This window comes from Bacteroides sp. CACC 737 (assembly GCF_013874375.1).
Lineage (GTDB): Bacteria > Bacteroidota > Bacteroidia > Bacteroidales > Bacteroidaceae > Bacteroides > Bacteroides uniformis.
Window position 1 is genome coordinate 992,750 of record NZ_CP059408.1, and the last position, 23,735, is coordinate 1,016,484.

21 protein-coding genes are annotated in these 23,735 nt (G+C 45.9%); 9 read left to right on the forward strand and 12 right to left on the reverse strand.

The features are described 5' to 3' along the window. Window positions 1-96: 96 nt before the first annotated feature. Complete coding sequence (locus H1A11_RS04240) at window positions 97-624, reverse strand: hypothetical protein (protein WP_117601496.1); 528 nt, start codon at window positions 622-624, stop codon at window positions 97-99. Then, window positions 621-872 (reverse strand): YtxH domain-containing protein, encoded by a 252-nt coding sequence (locus H1A11_RS04245; RefSeq protein WP_174646083.1) that lies wholly within the window; start codon window positions 870-872, stop codon window positions 621-623. Before H1A11_RS04245 ends, H1A11_RS04240 begins: the two co-directional genes overlap by 4 nt. Before the next feature lie 1,053 nt (window positions 873-1,925). Here H1A11_RS04245 and H1A11_RS04250 point away from each other — a divergent pair. The 6 genes from H1A11_RS04250 (at window position 1,926) to H1A11_RS04275 (ending at window position 8,578) form a co-directional block, all read left to right on the forward strand. Continuing rightward, window positions 1,926-4,883 (forward strand): AsmA-like C-terminal region-containing protein, encoded by a 2,958-nt coding sequence (locus H1A11_RS04250; RefSeq protein WP_174646082.1) that lies wholly within the window; start codon window positions 1,926-1,928, stop codon window positions 4,881-4,883. A 23-nt stretch (window positions 4,884-4,906) separates the two neighbouring features. Next, window positions 4,907-5,044: a hypothetical protein gene (locus H1A11_RS04255; RefSeq protein WP_158562861.1), complete on the forward strand. Its 138-nt coding sequence runs from the start codon at window positions 4,907-4,909 to the stop codon at window positions 5,042-5,044. A gap of 665 nt (window positions 5,045-5,709) precedes the next feature. Continuing rightward, window positions 5,710-6,036, forward strand: a complete 327-nt coding sequence (locus H1A11_RS04260; protein WP_117600670.1) for a hypothetical protein — start codon at window positions 5,710-5,712, stop codon at window positions 6,034-6,036. 634 nt (window positions 6,037-6,670) lie between these two features. After that, window positions 6,671-6,952: a hypothetical protein gene (locus H1A11_RS04265; protein ID WP_117966556.1), complete on the forward strand. Its 282-nt coding sequence runs from the start codon at window positions 6,671-6,673 to the stop codon at window positions 6,950-6,952. Window positions 6,953-8,133: 1,181 nt separating this feature from the next. Next, window positions 8,134-8,316, forward strand: coding sequence for a hypothetical protein (locus H1A11_RS04270; RefSeq protein WP_117600658.1), 183 nt, complete (start codon window positions 8,134-8,136; stop codon window positions 8,314-8,316). Window positions 8,317-8,335: 19 nt separating this feature from the next. After that, window positions 8,336-8,578: a hypothetical protein gene (locus H1A11_RS04275; protein WP_117600657.1), complete on the forward strand. Its 243-nt coding sequence runs from the start codon at window positions 8,336-8,338 to the stop codon at window positions 8,576-8,578. A 732-nt stretch (window positions 8,579-9,310) separates the two neighbouring features. Here H1A11_RS04275 and H1A11_RS04280 read toward each other — a convergent pair. The 6 genes from H1A11_RS04280 to H1A11_RS04305 form a co-directional block, all read right to left on the reverse strand. Next, window positions 9,311-10,012: a LytTR family DNA-binding domain-containing protein gene (locus H1A11_RS04280; RefSeq protein WP_117600602.1), complete on the reverse strand. Its 702-nt coding sequence runs from the start codon at window positions 10,010-10,012 to the stop codon at window positions 9,311-9,313. Next, the gene (locus H1A11_RS04285; RefSeq protein ID WP_181757756.1) at window positions 10,009-11,076 is read right to left on the reverse strand and encodes a sensor histidine kinase; all 1,068 of its coding nucleotides are present in this window, start codon (window positions 11,074-11,076) and stop codon (window positions 10,009-10,011) included. Before H1A11_RS04285 ends, H1A11_RS04280 begins: the two co-directional genes overlap by 4 nt. Window positions 11,077-11,344: 268 nt before the next feature. Next, window positions 11,345-12,565 carry an ABC transporter permease gene (locus tag H1A11_RS04290; protein WP_117966550.1) on the reverse strand — a complete coding sequence of 407 codons (1,221 nt, stop codon included), beginning with the start codon at window positions 12,563-12,565 and terminating at the stop codon, window positions 11,345-11,347. 53 nt (window positions 12,566-12,618) lie between these two features. Next, window positions 12,619-13,365 (reverse strand): ABC transporter ATP-binding protein, encoded by a 747-nt coding sequence (locus H1A11_RS04295; RefSeq protein WP_005828066.1) that lies wholly within the window; start codon window positions 13,363-13,365, stop codon window positions 12,619-12,621. Between the two features lie 16 nt (window positions 13,366-13,381). After that, window positions 13,382-14,611 (reverse strand): efflux RND transporter periplasmic adaptor subunit, encoded by a 1,230-nt coding sequence (locus tag H1A11_RS04300; RefSeq protein WP_117966547.1) that lies wholly within the window; start codon window positions 14,609-14,611, stop codon window positions 13,382-13,384. Window positions 14,612-14,623: 12 nt separating this feature from the next. After that, entirely contained in the window at window positions 14,624-16,024 is a 1,401-nt protein-coding gene (locus tag H1A11_RS04305) for a TolC family protein (protein ID WP_117600598.1), read from the reverse strand. Window positions 16,025-16,235: 211 nt separating this feature from the next. Here H1A11_RS04305 and H1A11_RS04310 point away from each other — a divergent pair, with 211 nt between their 5' ends. The 3 genes from H1A11_RS04310 to H1A11_RS04320 all read left to right on the forward strand — a co-directional run bounded on the left by H1A11_RS04310 (window position 16,236) and on the right by H1A11_RS04320 (window position 19,333). After that, complete coding sequence (locus H1A11_RS04310) at window positions 16,236-16,457, forward strand: DUF4492 domain-containing protein (protein WP_181757757.1); 222 nt, start codon at window positions 16,236-16,238, stop codon at window positions 16,455-16,457. Window positions 16,458-16,589: 132 nt separating this feature from the next. Then, window positions 16,590-18,152, forward strand: coding sequence for a cytochrome ubiquinol oxidase subunit I (locus H1A11_RS04315; RefSeq protein WP_035449218.1), 1,563 nt, complete (start codon window positions 16,590-16,592; stop codon window positions 18,150-18,152). Window positions 18,153-18,184: 32 nt separating this feature from the next. Next, the gene (locus H1A11_RS04320) at window positions 18,185-19,333 is read left to right on the forward strand and encodes a cytochrome d ubiquinol oxidase subunit II (protein ID WP_117600596.1); all 1,149 of its coding nucleotides are present in this window, start codon (window positions 18,185-18,187) and stop codon (window positions 19,331-19,333) included. 109 nt (window positions 19,334-19,442) lie between these two features. Here H1A11_RS04320 and mtgA read toward each other — a convergent pair whose 3' ends face one another. The 4 genes from mtgA to H1A11_RS04340 form a co-directional block, all read right to left on the reverse strand. After that, window positions 19,443-20,147, reverse strand: coding sequence for a monofunctional biosynthetic peptidoglycan transglycosylase (mtgA, locus tag H1A11_RS04325; protein WP_117600595.1), 705 nt, complete (start codon window positions 20,145-20,147; stop codon window positions 19,443-19,445). A gap of 97 nt (window positions 20,148-20,244) precedes the next feature. Next, window positions 20,245-20,919 (reverse strand): OmpA family protein, encoded by a 675-nt coding sequence (locus H1A11_RS04330; RefSeq protein WP_117600594.1) that lies wholly within the window; start codon window positions 20,917-20,919, stop codon window positions 20,245-20,247. A gap of 100 nt (window positions 20,920-21,019) precedes the next feature. After that, window positions 21,020-22,348 carry an MATE family efflux transporter gene (locus tag H1A11_RS04335; protein ID WP_117964495.1) on the reverse strand — a complete coding sequence of 443 codons (1,329 nt, stop codon included), beginning with the start codon at window positions 22,346-22,348 and terminating at the stop codon, window positions 21,020-21,022. A 32-nt stretch (window positions 22,349-22,380) separates the two neighbouring features. Then, window positions 22,381-23,718 (reverse strand): ABC transporter substrate-binding protein, encoded by a 1,338-nt coding sequence (locus H1A11_RS04340; RefSeq protein WP_181758073.1) that lies wholly within the window; start codon window positions 23,716-23,718, stop codon window positions 22,381-22,383. Window positions 23,719-23,735 lie beyond the last annotated feature (17 nt).

A 23,735-nucleotide genomic window follows, 5' to 3' on the forward strand; every position in this document is an offset into this window, starting at 1 on the left:
GAACAGAAATCTCATTGATATAAAAGAGGGGATAGGCATAGTTTAATGCTTATCCCCTCTTTTTTAGTGTTTCAATGCTTGGATTTCAAAGCCAAATCAATCGTCATCATCATCATCATCGTCATCATCATCGTAATATCGATAGTGCTTCTTGTGGTGTCTCTTCGGTTTTTTATATTTGTGTTTCTTATGGTGAAATTTATCATGGCGCTCACAGTATGAATTATAGTATTCATGCCAGCAGTCACTATGGTGATGGACTCTGTCATAGAAAGGGGTATAATATACACTTCCCGGATTTATGCCAATCTCCACAAGAATACGGTTCCATCCGTAACGTTGATACCGGTTGTAATAATCGCATACATCATGCATCTTTTTTCCGGAAGTTCTGGCTACCTCAAGTGCAATCCCCACATTTCCCCAGTCTTTTCCACAGCGTTTGTAGTAATCGTCCAAGGAACGGCTTGAAATGTTGTATTCCAGACATAGCCGTTTCTTATAATCAGAAAGCTCCACGGCTGCGTAGCGGTTGGCTCTGCCAATAAAGATGGAAATACCATCCTGGGCAGACAAGGTGCAGGCTAATAGGAGGAAAAGCAGTAGTAAATTAATTTTTTTCATAATGTTTCTAAGTTAAATGGGTTCTTGTCTTTTGCTTTTTCAATTTCATCTCCAGCTTCATTCAGAGCCTTCTTTACATCATCTGTCTTTTCTTCAATCTGTTTCTGTGTCTTTTCAAGGTTTTCTTCGACGGATTCCTTTACATTTTCCAGATGCTCTTTAACTTTGTCTTTAGCCTTTTTCTCTCTGCATGATGCAAAGACAAGTGTAGCTGTACATGCCAACATGACAAATAATAACTTTTTCATATCCTTATATTTAGTGATACTATATAATTGGTTAAAATTCAAATGTAGAAATAAATATTGTTTTTAGCAAATTAGGGAAAAGCTTTTGAACATAATGTTGGGGTAAAATATCTTGTTTGTTAATGTATCCTATACTGGAAGTCTTTTCAAATCATCGGATGAATTAGAGATAAACCTGACTTTGAAATGTTGTTTGTGAATATATACAAAAAAGGCTATCTATCCCAGACAGCCAATCTTAGTTTAACCTTATATCTAATACTATGAAAAACACATTGCAAATGTACGGAATTGCAAGGACTGTGCAAATTTTCAACCTTTTCATTGCCATCTTATAACAAGGTTTAGCTGGTAAATATATTCGTTAACGATTTAATAGTGCAAATGTTAAATTTAAGCTCCAGATACGTTAAGGTATTGCTTTCTCAATTGCGGCACTGTAGAGCGATTCTGCAATATTGTGGAATATTCCGCACAATTCCACACTGGAGTAAAAAATAAAATTGTTTTATGTTGTTGAAAATGAGAATAATGTCGATGCGCTGATATTTTGGCATCAATTTTGTACTATGATTTATGTCCTAAAATTTATCAGTAACTTATAGTTGTTATGGTTAGACAATAGGTATTAGTTGCATTAAGGTTTAAAGCTATTTTGTTCATATTGATTTTCATTCGGAAACTCTCTTTGTTTAGTATTGCATCCCGGTCTGTGAAGCATCGGGATGTTTTTCATTTTGGAGGATTACAGTTTTCGACTGAATGCTGCAATCTTGTATAGTTAGTCAATACTGCTTTCATTATTCTTTGGGGGAATAATGAAAGCAGGCTTAGTCTATGAGGATTGGATACACTTTATTTAAAGGCTTTATATTTCTAATGAGGCAAGATATAAAAAATCAATCTGTGTTTATCTACTCTGAGAAGTATGCAGTACTGTTCATTAATTCCGAAAAAAAAATCATAAACTCTTTTTATTTGCTTTTAGACATTGTCGGCTGCTGATTTATCGATGCTTTATATGTAGATTTGCAAGTGTCTTTTTATCAAGATATGGAAAAACAAACTAGAAAAATTTTAAAAATATCCGGCATTATATCAGGAGGGCTGATTATAGCCGCCTTTATAGTAATTGCAATTGCTCTGAATTTTGTGTTTACTTCTGAAAAGTTAACTCCGGTGGTATTGAAAACTGCCAATCAGAATTTGAATGCAAAATTGGATATAAAAGATGTAGAACTTACTTTCTTTTCCACCTTTCCACGGCTCGGATTGAAACTGAAAGACGGAACATTGGTTTCAAAGGTTATCCGTGACACCATGTGGCAAAGGACTGACACATTATTGTCTTTCAAGAAAGCCGTATTGGTAATTGATGTAATGGATTATTTGCAACAGCAAAAGGTAAATATCCATCAGCTTGCCTTAGATAGTGCCAATATCTATGCATACAAGGACGGGACTGGAGCTGCAAATTGGGACATTTTGTTCCCCGACACGACAAATATAGCTTCATCATCAACAGATACGGCCAGGCATGTGAATGAACTTAATGTCGAACAGGTTGCCATAAAACATGCTACGGTAACCATGGATGACCGAGACACACATATCTTTGCCAATCTATGGGACATGAATCTGGACTTGAAGGCAAACATGAAAAAGGAACATTCTGTATTGGCTTTGGATTTCAAGAACAAGAATGTCCTTTTCTGGCAAAATGGGCAACTGATAACTAATCGTGTCGGCATTCATCTGAGGACTGACATTGAACTGGATGCCGTTCATCGCACTCTCCTTCTGCGTGACGCTCTAATCAATATAAACGGTACTAAATTAGGGGTAAAGGGAACATTGCGTCATGATGCAATAGCCCAAACCCTTGATTTAGACCTGCAATATGGGTTGCACGCTCCTTCGTTGGAAACCGTATTGCACATGATTCCAGAAAGTATTCTGCAAAAGAAAGAGGTATCTGTCAAAGGAGAGGTTGCTTTCAAAGGAGAGCTGAAAGGAACCTATGGAAAACAAAAATTACCATTGGCCACATTGGACATCAAAATTAAGGATGCCTCTGCCCGGTATGCCGGATTGCCTTATGGCATAGACAAATTAGAAGCCGATTTTTTTGCTCAAATAGATCTGATGCACGATAGCCCCTCCTATCTGAATCTGAAGGCATTCCATTTTAAAGGGGCAAATACCAGCATACAGGCTGATATGAAAGTAGAGAATCTGTTGGCTGATCCCGATATCACTTTCCATGCTGAATCAACCATAGACCTGAATGCGCTGAAGCATGCTTTTCCATTACAAGAAAGCATCAGTATGGAAGGGGAAATGGAAACCGATTTGGGAGTACGCTGCCGTATGTCCTCTATAAAGAAGCGGGATTGGGGACGTATCACGGCTGAAGGAAAACTCAAGACTGATAAATTCATGCTACGTGATACTCAGAGGAATTTTGAGTTCATAAGTAACGCATCTTTGGCCTTTGCCGGCAATGAATGGTTAGGGGGGCATGCCCAAATCAAGGATATGATTCTCCGTTCTCCTCAATTAGACTCTGATATGAAAAGTCTTGTGGCTACCGTCAGGACCATTCCTTCCAAAGACACAACCCGAATGGCTCAGGTAGAATGTAAAATGGAAATGCACAAGCTAAAAGTTGCTTTAGGGGATTCTCTTGGTTTGTTTTGCGGAAAATCCTCTGCTACATTGAAAGTACAGCCGGGGGAACATAATCCAAGCAAGCCCCAAATAGGACTTGTTATGGAGACAGACACCTTGTTTTGTCGCATGGGAGGAGTCAAAGCTGGAATGAACAAAGCAGGTATAGGAATCACCGCAGAAAAAATACGTGATTCATTGTGGATGCCCGATGGCATCGTGGGGTTTAATCATATGGCTGTCTGTATTCCGGAATGTGCACTTCCCATACATATGCAAAAAACCGCTGTAACAGTGGGAAACCGTACTGTCACCTTACGTAACGCTACCATGCGTATAGGTAGATCTGACATTACGGCAAGTGGGGTAATCCATGATTTGTATGGAGCTGCGAAACATCACAAAGTTTTACGTGCCAAGCTGAATGTTTCGTCAGAGCATTTAGACTGCAACCAGCTGATACATTCAATATCCTTTCCCTCGGATACAATTATGGCAGAAACAGATACAATTTCTACGAATCTCAAATTGTTTGTCATACCACCGAAGTTAGACTTTGAATTGCAAACCCATTTCCGACAAGTATTTTATGAAAAAGTGATCTTCAATGATGTCCACGGGGCCGTAGATATTCGTAACCAATCTGTGTACCTGAAGGAGCTTAGCATGAAGGGTATGGGTTCGGAAATGAACACTACGCTTGTTTATCAGGCAAAACGTCCGGAACAAGGATTTGCGGGTTTTGATTTCCGCTTGCATAACATTAACATAGGAAAGTTGGTCGACCTTGCACCCTCTTTGGATACAATCGTGCCCATGTTACGTTCATTCGAAGGAACTGTGGATTTCAATATGGCGGCAGCTGCGGCATTAGATTCCAACCTTAACATCAAGATACCGACCTTGCGCTCGGCCATTCATGTAAAAGGGGACAGTCTTGTACTGATGGACGGTGAGACTTTCGCTGAAATCTCAAAGAAATTCTTTTTCAAGAACAAAAAGAAGAATTTAATCGATAGTATTTCAGCAAATATTAGTATCAGAGACGGTAAAGTGACAATCTATCCTTTTGAAGTTTCGATGGACCGTTACAAAGCGGCGGTAGGGGGTACGCAAGGATTGGATATGAACTTTGACTATCATATTTCCATCTTGAAATCACCGGTACCGTTCAAATTAGGTTTGAACATATCGGGGACTTTGGACGACATGAAATTCAAGTTGGGCAAAGCCAGATACAAGGACGCTGTTACACCGGCAGAAATACATAAGGTGGATAGTGCTATAGTAAACATGGGACGACAAATTGAAATTGATTTCAAGAAAATAATGAAAAGATAACATAGACAAATTATCAAGTGGATATGGCGGTAATATCATTGATGTGGATGGCGAGGAGTTCAAGGCGGGAGTGCAACATGTTCATTCAGAAGTGGGTTTCAGAGAAGAAATGGCGATTTGTGAAACAGCTTGAACGGCTTCGTAAGGCGCAGGATGAATAATTGATGTTGAAAAAACTAATCTGGATTTAAAAATGGAGTTGGAGCTGAAACAGTGAGAGAAGAAGAAGCGTAGTGACAAAGAATCGCAAGATGGGTAATGATACGTGGAAAGGGATTGAAAAAAACACCTTCCTCTTGCGCTCAAAAGGAAGGTGGCCTTAAACGAAACATACAAAGCTTAAAAAAATGCGTTTTTTTGAAACTGCTACAGATAAAGGTGCTTTGATATGAAATTTTAGGCTAAAGTAGCTCTCTTTTTTCTTTTTCTCAAATATAGGCATAGAAAAATTGTTTTAATGTCCGTTTTATGTATCTTATTGTCTCTTTTTTGTAATTTTGTTCAGTCTTATGGAGGGAATAAGGCATAAGAAAGTTCCTTTTCCTTAGTCCAGACTTTCCCAAGTACGGACTTTATTGTTATCCAAGGTTTATGTAACTTTTAATGTCATCTCTCATTTCAGGAAATTAAAGCTATTCTACTGTGGTATTATTCCCCTTATGTGGTATTCTGTTCTACACATTTCTACACATGATAATTCCTTGCTTCTTTATTAAAACCCTATTTAATAGGTTATTATATTCTCATTTCTGTTTTGGCATTTGTTTTGTTCTATAATTACTGTAATGAAAGGCATAAAATTAATATCCATTTAAAAATTACGATTATGAAAAAAGTATTAGTAGCATTAGCAGTGGTTGTGGGATTAGGTAGTTCAGTAGCATTTGCTCACGTTACATCAGAAGTACAGTCTGTAATTCAGGCTTTGCAAGATCCCCAAGATGAATTTACAAAAATCGAAGTGAAAGATCTTCCCCAGGCTGTAGTAAACACATTGGCAAAGGACTATGAGAGGGCTACAATAAAAGAAGTGTTTGTTGCAGAGAAAGAAATCGGCAAGGTTTATAAAGTCGTATTGGTTCTTACTAAAGATGACCAGTCCGCTGAAGAGGTAACGGTTCTTCTGAACGAAAAAGGTGAATCTGTTGAATGACAATTTTCTTTTTCCCTATTGGGGAAAATTACATAATTGATGGAAATGAATGTCAATAAGTAATTGATATGAAAAATCGGTACCATTCATAAGATTGTGTAAATGATAACTCGGATATAAGATATCCGAGTTGTTTTTTACCTTTATAATTGAAAAAACGATGGATACTGGGTTAAAGAACACAAAGCTGTTTCTGCAGAACTATTGAGTAAAGAGTTTTAAGCCAGTTTAAGACTGAGTAGGAAGGCAGGCTATTGTCATAAATATTTGCAAGTCAGATATGTTAGAGAAGATGTTTGAGGGAAAGTTGGATGCTTATCTTGGTTACTTTCAGCCATTATTGTGTGCTTTAATTGATTGTATATATTGAAAGGAACATGCTGGACCTCAGCTTTTGTGTGGCTGAGGTTTTGTCGGAGATAAGAGAGCGTTGTTAAACGTGCGATAGTAGATATATGTTTTACTGATGATTAGTGGATATTTGTTGACTGTTTATGGAAAAGGCGACTGAATAGTCACTCTTTGGGTTTATAATTGTAATAATAGTTTGTTTCTTATTTGTCAGATATTTCTGTTATAGAGGGGTGTCTTATATAAATAATGTTTATATTTGTATTCTAATCTCTATTATGTTATGAATGACAAACAACGACTTCTAATTGATTGTATTTCCCTTCTTCCCGTTATAGGCATTCTGGTTTTGATAACTGTTGCCAATGACCAGTTTGTTACTATGGTTGCTGCCTATGTGCTTTGCGGAGAACTCTTATGTGTATTGGTTAGCAGGATATTAAATTTGTATTATATTGATGTGGCTTTTGTTTGGTTGGGTGGAGTTATGCTTTGGTTGTGGTATTGGTTCTGGTTGGAGTCAAGCCATGTAGTGATGGAAATTGTGGAAAAGACAGTTGGATGAATTGCTTCTTTTCATTGAAAAATCCCCGTAGCTTTCTGCATGTATTTGTTTATAATTTCTTTGGTTTACAGTGGGATAGAGAGTGCGGTTTTACTTTCACCGCTTTTGTTTCAAAGAAACAAATCTCATACAAGACATGCTGAGAAATAGAAAGTCAATGGCTTGTTTGAATTCTCTTGTAACCCGTCCAAGCCGTCACGGATAGAACGGGTAAAATACTTTTTGTCAATGCTGTCCGTTCATGGGGCAGACAACATAAAACCTAAACACTTAACTGGAATAATTGGCGGCATTACCCACCAAAAGCATCCGACCCTCACAGGCTGAGAATACTTTCATTATTCCAAAGAATAAAATAGTATTATATCGGCTAACTATACAAAGTTATAGTATTTAGTCGAAAACCGCAATCCTCCAAGGTAAAAACATCCCGATACTTCACAGACCGGGATGCAATACTAAACAAAGAGAGTTTCCGAATGAAAATCAATATGAACAAAATAACTTTAAACCTTAATGAAACTAATACCTATTGTCTAACCATAACAACTATAAGTTACTGATAAATTTTAGGACATAAACCATAGTACAAAATTGATGCCAAAATGGCAATGTAACAATGTTGCATTCATTTTCAGCAATATAAAGCAAACTCTTTTTTACTTCCTTGTGGAATATCGTGGCGCATTCCACAGTATTGTAGAATAACTCCACAGTTTTAAGTAAGAGCTACTGACTCCCATTCGCTCCAAGTAAACGCACGAAAGTTCTTATACCTCCGTTTCCTCCCATTGTACTCATAATTTGAGTTATCCAAGCAGGGGAATAACTGGTTGTCGCTATGAAGCTATATCCATTTGGAATTGGGCATTTAACAAGTTTATGACAAATGCGGTATTTTTTTATTGTATAGTGTGCCTCGGCTTATGTCGAGGCTTTTTGTTTCATAATGAAAGCCTTCTCTTCTTTAGATTGAGGAGGGAAGGCTTTATACAGCTAAACAAGAATCATAAGCCTCACGGCTTCATGTGTACAAATATAATGCCTGCTTTTATCTTTTTAAAGGATGAGTGTTCTGAATTTATAGTCAAGTCCTCTGTTTTTTTACTATGGAAATCACACTGATATTTTTTTATATTCCGAATCTCCTTACCTTTGTGTAATTATATCTGCTTATTTCAATGAAAACTGAATTGATAGAGAATATAGCTTTTACAAAGGAAGACTATATTCAAAAGACAACGAATGAGAGCATGCCTTCCTTTGATGAGCTCTTGGATACCATAGTTGCATTTGTGGAGGAGAACGGCGGTAGTCTGGAGGATGCCGTTGATATGGCGAACGATACGTATTTTCAATTATAAATGATTAGATAAAGCAATTATGGCAGAAGAGAGTAAATATGCATACGACGAGGAATCCGTCAAGGTAATAATTGAATGGGCACAAACAGCCCAATTACCCAAAAAGGTGATGCTAAGTGAGGCGGAACATATCTTTGACACCTCTCTGTATGTTAATGCGAATATCTGCGATATTAAGCAACATTATCCGGATGCATTCTATAATCCGGCCATTGATAGATTGTGTCGGTTGAAGGAAATAATAGAAGGAGCGGCTAAATAGTCGCTCTTTTCATATCTTAAGTATAATAAAAGTCATCCTCTCTTTTCGCTAAAAGAGAGGATGATACAAACAAAACAAACATTTTTTGTGTCTTCACAGACACAAAAGAATAAAAATGTAAAATGTTCAGGAGAACATTTATATATGCAAAAGTATGACATGTTTTTTTATAAAACAGGACAAAATATATAAAAGTCTACAAATAATATTTAAGTAAGGTAGAGCTGTGCATAGATTTTATTGCTTTTGAATAAATTATACAATTTATCAGCCTGATGTGCTACATTGAGAGATGGCCATTATGGATAACTGGGAGCTGATATTGGGTAATTGATATAAAAATCCCAGGTACGCTCGAATGGTCTAATTCCACTTCTGCAAATCGCCCTCATACTTTACAAATGTTTTTGATGCAGGTCTATATAGCTTTTCTGATTTATTTTTGTTTTTGCAATTTTTCGGCAATTATTTAGCCCCAAAAGTGAAACTATTTTTAATTTGCTTGTTTTTCGTAAGTACTTGTTGCACCTAAAAAAGCACTTCCAACGTTCGCTTACGGAGGAAGTGCTTCACACAAAAACTAAACTAGACTTAACTAAACTATTCTATTGGGGGAGTTTCACAACTCCTATCTGTTCAGCGCAAAGATAAAAAAACATATTTTAATCTGCAAAAGGATTCTATAATAAATCGACGGCTTTTCCGATTTTATCGACGGATTGGTCGATTTTTTTAGCTTCTTTGGTCTAAAAATTCTTGAAAAGCTTGTTTGTAGCTGTCGCTTATCGGGATGTAATTCTTTCCGAATACGATGCGACCACGGTCTATAATACGTATTTTATCCTTTTGGACAATGTAGGAACGGTGAACGCGCATGAAACGCGAGGTGGGCAGGAGTTCCTCCATAGCCTTCATGCTCATTAAAGACAAGATGGGCTTGGGGGAATCTTCCTCGTAGATTTTAAGATAGTCTTTCAGCCCCTCTATGTACAGAATTTTACTTAGTTCGATTTGTACCAGCTTATACTCGCTCTTTACGAAAATACTCTGAATTTCTTCCTTTGGCTGTTGCAGCAGTTCGAACCATTGTACAGCCTTGTTGGCAGCCTGCAGAAAGTCGATGTAGGAGATGGGTTTCAGCAAGTAGTCCAGCGCATTGACTTTGTAACCGTCTATGGCGTATTGGTCGAAGGCGGTGGTGAAGACTATGCGGGTATTGAAATCGACCATCTTTGAAAATTCGAGTCCGTTCAGTTCGGGCATCTGGATGTCGAGGAAAAGCAGGTCGATGTGCTTTTCGGGCAACTCCTTGATGGCTTGCACGGCACTGGAGTATTTACCGGCCAACTCCAGAAACGGGGTTTTGTTGACGTAGCTTTCCAGAAGCCCCAAAGCAAGGGGCTCGTCGTCTACAATGGCACACTTCAGATTCATATCTTTATGATTAAAACAGATTTATACTCTTTCATGTTTTCGCTCACTCCTTGCTTCCAGTCATAATGACCGGGATAGGTCAGCTCCAGGCGTTTGCGCACTTGCTCCAGACCGATGCCGCTTCCGCTTTTGTCCGCCATGCTTTTGGGATGGTAACTGTTGGTTATTTCACAGTATATCTCTCCGGGGCTTTCACTGAAATGGATGCGGATAAAGCTGGGCTCGGTGGGAGAGATGCCATGTTTGAAAGCATTCTCTATGAGGGAAATAAAGATGAGCGGAGCTATTTCCGTACGGCTGTCCGGTCGAACGTCTATCTTTGTTTCCACAGTGACGTTGGCGGAGAGGCGGATGCGCATCAGTTCGATGTAGTTGCGGATGAAGTCCATCTCCTTGTCTAGGGTAACGAAGTTCTGCTGATTGTCATACAGCACATGGCGTAGCAACCGGCTCAGTTCCTGCACGGCAGTCTGTGCCTTGTCAGTGTCAAAGGCGATGAGGGCGTAGATGTTGTTCAGCGTATTGAGCAGAAAATGCGGGTTGAGCTGGTTGCGCAGGTTCTTCAACTCGGCTTCCGTGCGGCTTTTCTCGGCTTCGCGGCGGGCGGCGTCCATCTGCGCCCAGCGGCGGCTCAGCTTGATGGCAGCGCTGAGGCCGGCGGTGAGAATCATGGTCGAGACATCGCGCAAGATGAATATCCATTTGGGAGGACCCATGTGCTGACCGTCATCATCGCCGCGCAGATGGTTCTGGAATGTGTATTCTTGCCAAAGGTGGGCGCCGGTGGTAATGCAGATGATGAGCAGTGTGTTCAGCAGGAGGTACTGCCGGATGCGTCCTTCGAACAAGTAGCGGGGAATGAGGAGACAGTAGTTGATGTAGAATACAAGGAAGAACGAGAGGGTACTGCTGCTACCGTGGCGCAGATAGTCCGCAAGGCTGATGTTGAAGCCACTGCGTGTCATCATCAGAAAGGGGAAACCGATGACGATACCCCAGACGATGATGTGTATCAGGATTTCGATGCCGCGGTGGCGTGGGTTAGGGAGCTGTTGTTTCATCATAATACAAAGATAGCGATTTTAGATGGATATTGGAAATATCCACCGCCTGCGAAGCAAATCTCTGTTCGCAGGTTGCGGATAAGCGTTTCCAGGTTGCGGATATGTATCCCAAGCTTGCGGATGTCTATCCCAAAGCTTGGGATAGACATTATCCTTAATTCGGCATAACTTTTCTCTTTATTGGCAGAAAGTTTTTTCTTAATACTTAGAAAGTTTTTCTTTAATACTTAGGACGTGTTTTGATAACTTCTGGCAAGAGAGAGATAGGTTATTCGTAGCGTATGGCCTCTATCGGGTCGAGGTCGGCAGCTTTCTTGGCGGGATACCAACCGAAGAACACTCCGGTGACGGTACATACGGCGAAGGAGAGGAATACGCTCCACGGCTGGATGAAGATGGGCCAGTGGGCAACGCTCTTCACTATCCAGCTGGCTCCGCATCCTATGATGACGCCGATGATGCCTCCGGTGATGCTGATAAGGATGGCTTCGATAAGGAACTGGCTCAAGATGTCGACACCGCGTGCGCCTACACTCATGCGCAGACCGATTTCGCGTGTACGCTCCGTCACCGATACGTACATGATGTTCATAATGCCGATGCCGCCCACTACGAGCGATATGCCGGCGATGCAGGCAAGCAGCGTGGTCATCAGGTCGGTAGTGGAGTTCAGCATGGTGCTGAGCTCCTGCTGGCTGCGGATAGTGAAGTCGTCATCGTCACTCTCCTTCAGCTTGTGGTTGCGGCGCAGTATCTCGGTGATTTCGTCGGTGGCATTGTCCGTCATGTCCTCGGTGAGGGCGGAGGCGAAGATGCCGCTAAGGTAGGTCTGTGCCAGCAGGCGTTTCATCACGGTGCTGTAAGGGGCAAGTACGACGTCATCCTGGTCCATGCCCATGGAGTTGTAGCCTTTAGATTTCAGTACGCCCACCACGCGGAAAGGAATTTGGTTGAAACGTATGATACGTCCTACGGGGTCTTCTCCACCGGGGAAAAGGTTGTCTTGGATGGTCTTTCCGATGACACACACCTTGGCGGAGGTCTGTATGTCGGTTTCGGTAAACATCTCGCCGTTCTCCACGCTGAGCTGCCGGATTTCGAGATAGTCCGTGCCCACGCCGCTCACGGAGGAGGGGTAGTTGTTGTTGCCTGCGATGAGCTGTCCGCTGGAGGAGACATTGGGGCTGACGGCAGCCAGGAAGTTGGTTTCATTACGCAAAGCTTCATAGTCGGTCAGCTTCAGTGTCTGCATGGCGCTGGGGTCTTGGCGGACACCGCCGCGCATGTCGGCACCGGGGTGAATCATAATCATGTTGGAGCCCATCTCGGAGATTTGCGCTTGGATGCTTTTCTTCGAACCTTGTCCGATGGCAAGCATCGTGATGACGGACGCCACACCGATGATGATGCCCAGCATGGTGAGGAATGCGCGCAGCTTGTTGTTGTTCAAGGCTCGCAAGGCTATTTTGAAAAGGTTTGTTCCGTTCATATCGTTTTAATGGAAAGTTTAAAATTAATCCCTAATCCTTAATCCCTTATCCCTCATTCCTCCTCTTGTTTAGGCAATGCTGCCAGGGCTTCGGCTGCATTCTGGATTTGGGTGTTGATGGTATCGTCCTTGATTTGTCCGTCGCGCAGCACGATGTTGCGGCTGCTGTACTGGGCTATTTCGGGGTTGTGGGTGACGAAGATGATGGTGCGTCCTTCGGCATGCAGCTTTTGGAACAGTACCAGAATCTCGAAAGAGGTGCGGGTGTCCAGGTTACCCGTGGCTTCGTCTGCCAGGATAACGGCGGGATTGTTCACCAAGGCGCGGGCGATGGCTACGCGTTGCATCTGACCGCCGGACATTTGATTGGATTTATGTTCCAGCCGGTCTCCCAGCCCCACGGCTTGCAGGGCTTCGATGGCACGTCTCCGCCTTTCGGAAGCCGAGACGGAGGAGTTGTACATCAGCGGTAGCTCTACATTCTCCACGGCAGTGGTTTTAGGCAACAGGTTGTAGCTCTGGAATACGAACCCGATTTTACGGTTGCGCAATACGGCACGTTGAGGCTTGCTCATGGTGCGTACGGAGATGCCGTCCAGCAGGTACTCTCCGCTGGTGGGCGTGTCCAGGCAGCCGAGCGTATTCAGCAAGGTCGACTTCCCGGAGCCCGATGTACCCATGATGGTGACAAACTCACCTTCACGGATGGTGAACGAGACGCCGCGTAGGGCATGTACAGTTTCGTCCCCCACCTGGAAGTTGCGTTTGATATTTTGAAGTTCAATGACTGCTTTATTCATAATTCTTTTCTTTGTATTATTTTCCGTTCTTCTTCTTACTTCCCGGAGGGCCAGGCATGAACGGACTCTTCTCGCCGCCGGGAGCTTCCTGACTCATGTCCGGAGCGCCGCTGCCGGGCATGCTGCCGATGGTGGCTTCGGTCACCACTACGGTACCTTCGTTAATGCCGCTGATGATTTCCGTGTTGACTCCGTTGGAGATACCGATTTTCACCGGATGGGCGGTAAAGGTGTTGCCTTCGCGGGTCCAGAGTTTATGCTCCCCTTCGCAATCCTTCACAATATCGTTGTCTCCGATAAGCGGTTTTTCGGGGTTGAAGCGCAGGGCACGGGCAGGAGCGCACAGTACGTCTTTGCGGTCGAGGGTGAAGATGGTGACGTTAGCTGTCAGGCGTGGTTTCAGTTTCAGGTCCGGGTTGTGGGCGGAGATGACTACTTCGTAGGTCACAACCGTGCTGGTGCTGGCGCTCGACGTGCTGCTTGAGCTGGCATCTCCTAGACGGATTTGTGTGACCACTCCTTCGAACACGTCATTCGGGTAGGCGTCTACGGTAAACGTGGCGCGCTGTCCCTCTTCCACACCGCCTATGTCGGCTTCATCCACGTCGGCCACAACCTGCATCTGCGTCAGGTCGGCAGCGATGGTGAACAGTGTCGGCGTCTCGAAGCCGGAAGCTACGGTCTGTCCTGCTTCCACGTCGCGGCTGATGACCACGCCGTCGATGGGAGAGGTGATAGTGGCGTAGGAGAGGTTGCGTTCCGCCTTTGCCAAAGATGCCTGGCTGCTTTCGTAGTTGCTCTTGGCCTTCTCATAATTATAGACGGACTGCTCATAGTCCGTGGCGGCGATGAGCTGCTTTTCGTTCAGCGTCTTGTTGCGTTCGTAGAGTTTCTTCTGGTACTCGTATTCGGCCTTTGCACCGTTGTAGGCGGCGCGTTGCGAAGCGAGTTCGCTTTGCAGTGTCACGCGGTCCATCTCGGCAATGAGCTGGCCTTTGGTTACTACAGAATTGTAGTCTACATGAATCTTGTCAATGATACCGCTCACCTGGGTACCCACTTCCACTTCCGTCACCGGTTCGATGGTTCCCGTGGCGGTTACGGATTCGGAAATCTCGCCTTTATGGATGGTTGCTGTGGCGTAGGTCACCTTGTGCTTGGCCTTGGCACCACCGAAGAGCCATACGCCTCCGCCCACTATGACAACGGCAGCTATGGCAATGAGGATGATTCTTTTTTTGTTCATATATATAAGGTATTATAATTCGATTTTTTCTCCTTGATAGAATTTCAGCAGTTGCATGTTCAGTATCGCCATGTATTTGGCTTGCAGTGTCTCCTGCTGTGCGCTGAGCAGATTGCTTTTTTCCGTCAGCAGTTCTACGGTATTCTTCATGCCTAGGTTGAACTGCTCCTGAATCAGTTCATAGCTGGTTTGTGTGCTTTTCAGCTTCTCCGTGGCAGCGGCGTAGCGCTGCTGGGCGCTGTTGGCATCGAGCCAGAGGGTTTCGATGGTCTTGTACAGCGTTTTTTGGTTGTCCAGCAGGTCCAGTTCGCTGGTCTGTTTCTGAATCTTGGCTTTCTCTACGGCACTCTTGGTCTGCCGGTTGCTGAAGATGGGCACGCTTACGGTGAAGCCCAGCGAGTTGTTCCAGTTCTGTTTGACTTGCTCGCTGAAGGTGAAGTCATTACCGTTGGCATGGCTGGTTCCGATACCAGCACTGAGGCTCAGTGTGGGCAGATAGCCAGCACGGGCAATTTTGATGTCGAGGTCGGATGTCTGTATGTTCAGCTTGCCGGCTTCTATTTCCGGACGGAGCACGAGAGCGGATCGGTAAACGTCCGTTTTGGTGGGCAGGGGTGCCAGTACATTTTCCGTGCCGAGGGCGGGGATGTAGAGGTTCATCTCGGATTCGCCGTCCAGTTCCAGGAGTTGTTTCAGTTGCAGTTTGTAATCTTGTAGGGTGGCTTGCGCTGTCACCAGTTGGTACTTGTCGGTGCTTACCTGCGCTTCCAGTTGTGCCAGGTCGCTTTTGGCGATGCTTCCTGCTTCAAGAAGTTGGCGGGCACGTTCGCATTCGGCCTGGCTCACTTCCAGAGTCGATTCATTCACTTTCACGGCTTCGGAGGCATAGAGTATCTGTACGTAGGTCTGTGCGATGCTTTCCTTAATGCTGTTTTCGCTTTGGGCCACGTTGAGCTCGGCAACGCGGTTGTTCAGTTGCTGCTGTTTGATGGTGTTGAGGCGCTTTCCGCCGTTGTAGAGGGTCCAATTGGCATCGATGCCGTAGCTGCCGTTGTAGGAAGTCTTGCTCTGGCTGCTGGTGATGTTGTCGCCGTCAATGATGGTGTTTGTCTTGCTCTTCGGGCGATTTACGACACGCTGGCTCACACTGGCTGAAAGATTGGGGAAGAGGGCGGCTCGGGCGGTCTTTACATCTACCTGGGCACTTTCCGCGCTGAGGCGGTTCTTGCGGATGGTGATGTTTTGTTGCAAAGCATAGTCGATGCAGGTCTGCAAATCCCATTGGGCGGGCAGGCTGTCGGCAAGCTGCCCGGAGCTGCCGGGCGTTTGCGCGGAAGTGTCGTTTTGGGCGGCCACTCCCATGCAGCTTGCCACACATAGCGCTATCACTGTCAATCTCTTTACGTTCGTCATATCTTCGTTATTCTATGGTTTTACATTGGCAAATGTAGTGGGGGGGGAGAGAGGATTGCAAAAGTGATAGACGTTGGGGGAATTTTCCTCGCCTAAAATCTTTTTTGTACCGATGAATGGGAGAAGTCTTTTTTCTGTTCAACTTTTCACCTTTTTATTTGTTCTTTATATAAAAGTATTTTATATTTGTAATCATTATAATTTTATCAGCATGAAACGAACTGCGGTAAACATTTGGCGTTTTTATCTGGAAGGTTTTCGAAGTATGACGTTAGGGCGTACTTTGTGGCTTATCATCCTTGTGAAGTTATTCATCACGTTTTTTATTCTCCGTCTTTTCTTCTTCCCACGGTTTCTGAATACTCCCGTGGTGGGTGACGACAAAGAAGGCTATGTTAGTAATGAACTTATCCACCGGAGCCTGGGTGACTAAATACGGAGACACAGAGCCACAGAGTTTATGTCCTTGCCTTTATAAATTCTCCGTGTCTCTGTGTTCTTACTCGACAACCCAATAACTTAGTAACTCAATAACTCATAACTTATAACTCATAACTTGATTCTTATGCTTGGACACATTGACACTTCTCTGATTGACTGGTCGAGAGCCCAATTTGCCTTGACCGCCATCTATCACTGGATTTTTGTGCCGCTGACACTTGGACTGGCGGTAATTATGGGCATCATGGAAACGGCGTACTACCGTACGGGTGACGAATTTTGGAAACGTACTGCTAAATTCTGGATGAAGATTTTCGGTATCAACTTTGCCATTGGTGTAGCAACCGGTATCATTCTGGAATTTGAATTCGGTACGAACTGGAGTAATTACAGTTGGTTTGTGGGCGATATCTTTGGTGCACCGCTTGCCATCGAGGGTATTTTGGCTTTTTTTATGGAAGCAACGTTTATCGCCGTCATGTTCTTCGGCTGGGATAAGGTGAGCAAGCGTTTCCACCTAGCATCTACCTGGCTTACGGGGCTGGGCGCCACGATTTCCGCCTGGTGGATTCTGGTTGCCAATGCGTGGATGCAGAATCCCGTAGGCATGGAGTTCAATCCCGATACGGCACGCAACGAGATGGTGGACTTCTGGGCTGTGGCCACTTCGCCGATGGCTGTCAACAAGTTCTTCCACAGTGTGCTGTCCGGCTGGGTACTGGCTGCCGTGTTTGTAGTGGGGGTGAGCTGCTGGTATCTGTGGAAGAAGCGCGAGAAGAAATTTGCGCTGGCAAGTGTAAAGATTGCCGCATGGGTAGGTCTGTGTGCCGCCGTGCTGTCTGCCTGGACGGGCGATGGCTCCGGCTATCAAGTGGCGCAAAAGCAGCCGATGAAGTTGGCTGCTATGGAAGGTTATTATGAAGGGCGGCAAGGTGCCGGATTGGTAGCGTTCGGGCTGCTGAATCCTGCCAAGCAGACGCCGCAAGACGGAGTAGACCCATTCCTTTTCCGTGTGGAAATCCCTAAGATGTTGTCGTTGCTTGCCGAACGGAAGACGGATGCCTTTGTTCCCGGCATCAATGACCTGCTGAAAGGCGGATACCCGTTGAAGGACGGTACTGTGGCGCTTTCGGCAGAAGAGAAAATAGAAAAAGGGAAAACGGCCATCAGTGCGTTTGCCGCCTATCGTGCAGCCAAGGCTGCGGGCAATGAGGCGGATGCGGAGGTGGCTGCCAAAGTGTTGAAAGATAATGTAGCCTATTTCGGTTACGGTTATATCAAGGATGTGAACGAATTGGTGCCGAATGTGCCTCTTACGTTCTACATGTTCCGTGTGATGGTGATGTTGGGTGGATATTTCATCCTCTTCTTTATCGTGGTGCTGTTCCTGGCCTATAAGAAAGACTTGTCGCGGATGCCGTGGATGCATTGGGTGGCCATGCTCACCATTCCGCTGGGCTATCTGGCCGGACAAGCCGGATGGGTGGTTGCCGAATGTGGTCGCCAGCCGTGGGCCATCCAAGACATGCTGCCCACAAGTGCCGCCATTTCCAAGTTGGATGTCGGTTCCGTGCAGACCACGTTCTTTATCTTTCTGGTACTTTTCACTGTCATGCTGATTGCCGAGGTGGGAATTATGCTGAAGGCCATTCGCAAAGGCCCGGAAACAGAAACGCATAATTCATAACATAACTCATAACTTATAATTCATAATTCACAATGAATACCTATATTTTTCTTCAACACTATTGGTGGTTCGTAGTCTCCTTGCTGGGAGCACTGCTGGTATTCCTGCTGTTTGTGCAGGGAGGTAATTCGCTTCTGTTCTGTCTGGGGAAGACGGAGGAGCAAAAGAAGATGATGATTAATTCTACGGGACGGAAATGGGAGTTTACGTTTACAACGCTCGTCACGTTTGGAGGCGCGTTCTTTGCTTCGTTTCCGTTGTTCTATAGTACGAGTTTCGGAGGAGCCTATTGGTTGTGGATGATTATTCTGTTCAGCTTTGTGTTGCAGGCTGTCAGCTACGAGTTCCAGTCGAAGGCGGGAAATCTGCTGGGCAAGACAACGTATCGCACGTTCCTGGTGATAAACGGAGTGGTAGGTCCGGTATTGCTGGGTGGGGCAGTGGCCACGTTCTTCACGGGGTCCGAATTTTACATCAATAAAGGGAATATGGCAGATACGGTGATGCCGGTCATCAGTCAGTGGGCCAATGCAGGACACGGGCTGGATGCGCTGCTCAATCCGTGGAATGTGGTGCTCGGGCTGGCTGTGTTCTTCCTGGCGCGCATCTTGGGGGCGCTCTATTTTATTAATAACATCAATGAGGACGACTTGGTGAGACGCTGCCGCCGGGCACTCTGGGGAAATACGGCATTGTTCCTGGTGTTCTTCCTGGCCTTCGTCATCCGTACACTGGTGGCCGACGGCTACGCTGTCCGTCCGGAAACGGGAGAGGTGTTCATGGAACCTTACAAGTATCTGACGAACTTCTTGCAGATGCCGGTAGTGCTGTTTGTATTCCTGATTGGTGTGGTGGCTGTGCTTTGGGGCATCATCCGTACGCTGTGGAAGCCGACGTTCGACAAGGGAATCTGGTTTGCCGGTGCAGGGACGGTGCTTGCGGTATTGGCATTGCTGCTTGTGGCAGGCTATAACAATACAGCCTATTATCCTTCCACCCACGACTTACAAAGCTCGCTGACGTTGGCAAACAGTTGTTCGAGCCAGTTCACACTGAAGGTTATGGCTTATGTCTCTATCCTTGTTCCTTTCGTTCTTGCCTATATCTTCTATGCATGGCGCAGCATTGATAATCGTAAGATTGATGCGAAGGAGATGGGAGAGGGAGGCCATGCGTATTAATTAAAAATTAAAGGGGATGTATCAACCCCCTTTGAACGCTTTTTTTTAGGCGCGGATTACGCAGAATAACATTATGAAAGTGCTCATGTACTTTGGGCACGTCCTATTTTTATTCTTTTGTCTGTTTCTCATTTAGCTGGAATTTGGGTATCAGTTTCATCAATCGTAGAATCTGTCCTTGCCTTTTCTTTATGTAAGGGGAGGGGTGTGCTGAGTCGAAGCGTATGGGGTTGGGTAGTGTGGCTGCTATCAGTGCACATTGTCCGGCAGAGAGTTTGGCTGCTGTAGTCTTGAACTTGTATTTGGCGGCGGCTTGTGCGCCATAGATGCCTTTCCCCATTTCGATGGAGTTGAGATAGACCTCCATGATACGTTCTTTGGACCAGAAGAATTCTATCAGTACGGTGAAGTAGGCTTCCAGTCCTTTGCGTACCCAGGAAGATTGGGGCCATAGGAATACATTCTTTGCCGTCTGCTGGCTGATAGTACTGGCGCCCCGTTTCCGTTTTCTTGTTTCATTCTCCTTTATCGCTTTCTGTATCTCAATGAAATCGAACCCGTTGTGTGTGGCAAACCGGTTGTCTTCCGAAGCAATGACGGCCATCGGCAGGTGAGGGGATATCTTGTCGGAAGATACCCAAGTATGGTGCCAACGGGGACTTTCGCCCTTGAAGACTTGCTGCACGCTGCGGATAACCATCAATGGCGTGATGTAGACGGGTACAAAACGATAAACCACTACCGCCAGGATAGTGGAAATAAAGAAGAATAATATGATGTTGCGGAGGAACCGCAAAGGTTTCGGGAGTTTCATGGAGAGAGTGCCAGTGTGATTAATGTACTAATATGTCAATGTGATTAATGTGTCAATATGCCAATTAGCACATTGGCACATTGATCACATTAGCACATTAATTATTCGCCTCCGCATTCTTAATCATCTGTTCGCTGGCATACATATATACCTCTACGCGTCGGTTCTGGTCGGCAGACAGACTTTCATCGTATTCGTTGTATCCCACGCCTTCCACTTTCTTGAACTGGGCAGGAGATACACCGCAATCCTGCAAATAGTTTTCTACAGCATAGGCGCGGTTCTTGGAAACCTTCATGTTGGCTTCGTAGGTACCCACCTTGTCGGTATGGCCGATGATGGCAATGTCCGTTGTCGGGTCTTCCTTCAGAATCTGTGCAAGTTCGCGCAGGGAGGCCTTTGCCTCGTTGCTCAGTGCTGCGGAGTTGAAGCCGAACAGAATACCTGCCGCAAAGGATACTTTGACAGCCGGCAAGCCGTTGGCATCCGTTACCTGCTCCACTTGGGCACCTTCAATCTTGGCAGCTTCGGCAGCCTTCTTGTCCATTTTGTGTCCGATGGCAACACCGGCACCTGTACCTACTGCCGCGCCTACTGCCGCGCCAATGGCTGCCCCCTTGCCTTTACCTATCAGTCCGCCGATAATGGCACCTGCCGCTGCGCCGGAACCACCACCGATTATTCCACCTTTTGCCTTGTTGTTCATGGTGCCGCAACTGCCCAGCAGCAATGCACTGCATAAAAACAATACTGTAAATTTCATTTTCTTCATAACTCTTTTTTCTTTAAAAGTTGATCTTATCTTTAATGTTGCAAATTTATGTATATATAACCATATTTCTCTTCCTAAAGTTCGTCAGTTCTGTTCTTTTTTAGAGAATTTTCCTTTTGATGGATATGAACCAGGCTGTCAGTATCAGACCTTTGGCAATGGTGGTTCCACTCACTGCCCACCAGATGGCGTCCACTCCCATACCCATATGTACCAGTAGCAATGCTACCGGAATGCGCATATAGTTGCATCCGATACTGACAATAGCAGGCGGTACCGTCCGTCCCAGTCCGTAGAACACACCTTGCATGGTGATTTCCATCATCATGAACATTTGTGAATAACCGTCGATGCGGAGAAAGTCACCTCCCACACGGTAGGCTTCGGCTTCGGGCACGAAGATAGAGAACACTTCACTGCCAAAGAAGATAAAGAGCAGTGAGCAGAGACTTCCGAATACGCCCGTCATCCATAGGGTGGTGTGCCATGCCTGCTTCACGCGCGACTTTTGCCCGGCAGCATAGTTCTGTGCAATGAATGTACTCAGTCCTGTAGAGAATCCTTGTGAAGTGTTCCAGGTGATGGCCTCGATTTGTCCTCCGGTAGTGAATGCCATCAGTCCGATGTGCCCTCCCTGCTCCGAAGCGGTGCGCGAGAGGAACATGTTGACGAAAGCAAAGAGTGTGTTCAGTGTGGCCACGGGCAGGCCGAGCTTGAAGATACGCCGGGTGTACTTCTTCTTCAGACGGACGAGGAAGGAGAATCCGCCGAGTACAGCGCTTTTCCCTCGGAGTTTGTAGACGAAGATGCCGAAGACCATGGCTTCGGACAGCCAGGTGGCAAGTGCAGCCCCTACCGTCCCCCAGCCAAAGCCGAAGATGAAAAGAGGGTCGAGGAGGATATTCATAATCAGTCCCGTCCCGCTGATGTAGAACGGAATCTTGCTACGTCCTGCCGCGTTGTAGATGCCCGTGAAGGCAGCGGAGAGAAAGACGAACGGCAGTCCCGTCGACACGATGCGCAGATAGGTCACGGCGGCGTCTGTGATATGCTGTTTCAGTTCGAAGATGTTCAGGATGGGGCGGGCGAAAAGAAACAGCAGTCCTCCCCAGCAGACGGAGATGAGCAGGGCAATTGTAATGTTGTGTGAAGCAAAACTGCGTGCATCCTCTTCGCTGCGTGCACCGATGGACTGGCCTACGCTGACTTCGGCACCTACCTTGTTCAACAAGGCGATGGAACCGGACATCCACGTCAGTATGCCTACCGCACCTACTGCAGCCACGGACTCACTGCCCAGACGTCCTACCCATGCCATGTCTGTCAGGCTGTAGGCCATTTGGATGAATGAGGTGGCCATGATGGGCATTGCCAGCGTGAATAGCTGGCGGTTGATGGGGCCTTGTGTCAAATTCTTAGTTCCTTGCACGTTGACGTTTTTTTAGATAAACAATGTATTAATCATCTCCTTTTTCGCTTTCTGCGGAGGCGGTGGCGGCGTTTCTGCTTGTACTTTCGTATCTTGGTATATACCAGCCAGATGAAGAGCAGACCGAAGACGGCGAAGATGAGCAGTACGATGCCCGTATTGAGATTGTCACCTTTCACGCGGCTCCACATTTCGAGCACCAGTTCCGTGCGGTCGCCGAAGTCGCGTATCATGGCGCAGCGCTCCACTACGCGGCGGTCGGGGTACTGGACCGGGTCTATCTGTAGGCTGTCGGCTCCGGACAAGGGACCGAAGAAGTAGCTGAGGTCGGAATGCACGTCAAGCGTGGTGTCGGTCTTCGCCTCCATGATTTCCGGTGTGGCGACGGCGCTGACGTAACCGATGGCATCCATGTTGCGCAGCGCCACGGAGGGCTGGCAGAGGTAGTTGATGAAATAGCTTGCTGCCTTCACGTTGCGGGCGTAGCGGGGGATTACCCAGCCGTCATACCAGATGTTGCTGCCTTCGCGGGGGACGGTGTAGTCCAGTTCCACACCCACGGCATCGGCCTCCTCGATGGCCCAGACGGCGTCGCCGCTCCAGGTGAAGTTGATCCACGCCTTGTTCTTGGTCATCATTTCCTTGCCGAAGTCGGCTTCCCAGCCGGCGATGTTGGGTTTCATCTCCTTGAGGTATTTCTCGGCAAGGGCGATGGCCTGCGGGGAGTTGTCGTTCATCAGTTGCTCTACGGTGACGGTGCTGTCGGCAAGTTCCCGGGCATGGGCGTAAATGATGGCAGTGCCGTAGGCGTCGCGGTAGCTGTCCTTCATCAGTATCTTGCTACGGTTTTTGGGAGTCCAGAGGATATTCCACGTGCTTGCCTCTTCGGGAGTAATGAACTTCTTGTTGAAGAGGATGCCGGCGGTGCCCCACATATAGGGCACGGCATAGTCCTCGGTCAGGCGTTCCGGTTGCGAGGTCTTGTTCAGCTCGTGGCGGATGTAGGGCGACACGTTGGGGATGTAGTCCGGTGTGCGGTCGAAGTTGCGGTCGATGGGTAGCAGGAGGTCTTTGCGGAGCATACGTTCGATGATGTACTCCGAGGGGCATACGACGTCGAAGTCCTCGTGCCCGCGCTCAATTTTGGTGAGCATGATTTCGTTGATATCGAACACCTGGTAGATGATACGGAGGTCTTCGCCCGTCTGCTGCTTGTACCAGTCGGGAAATTCGGCAAGCACATCTTCATCGATGTAGTCCGCCCAGTTGTATATCTTCAGTACACGGCTGCGCTCTTCTGTAGAGTTTCCACAAGAGGAGAGGGATGCGATACAGCACAGTAGAATCAGTATGTTTATTATCCTTTTCATCATCTTGTTTTTGACAA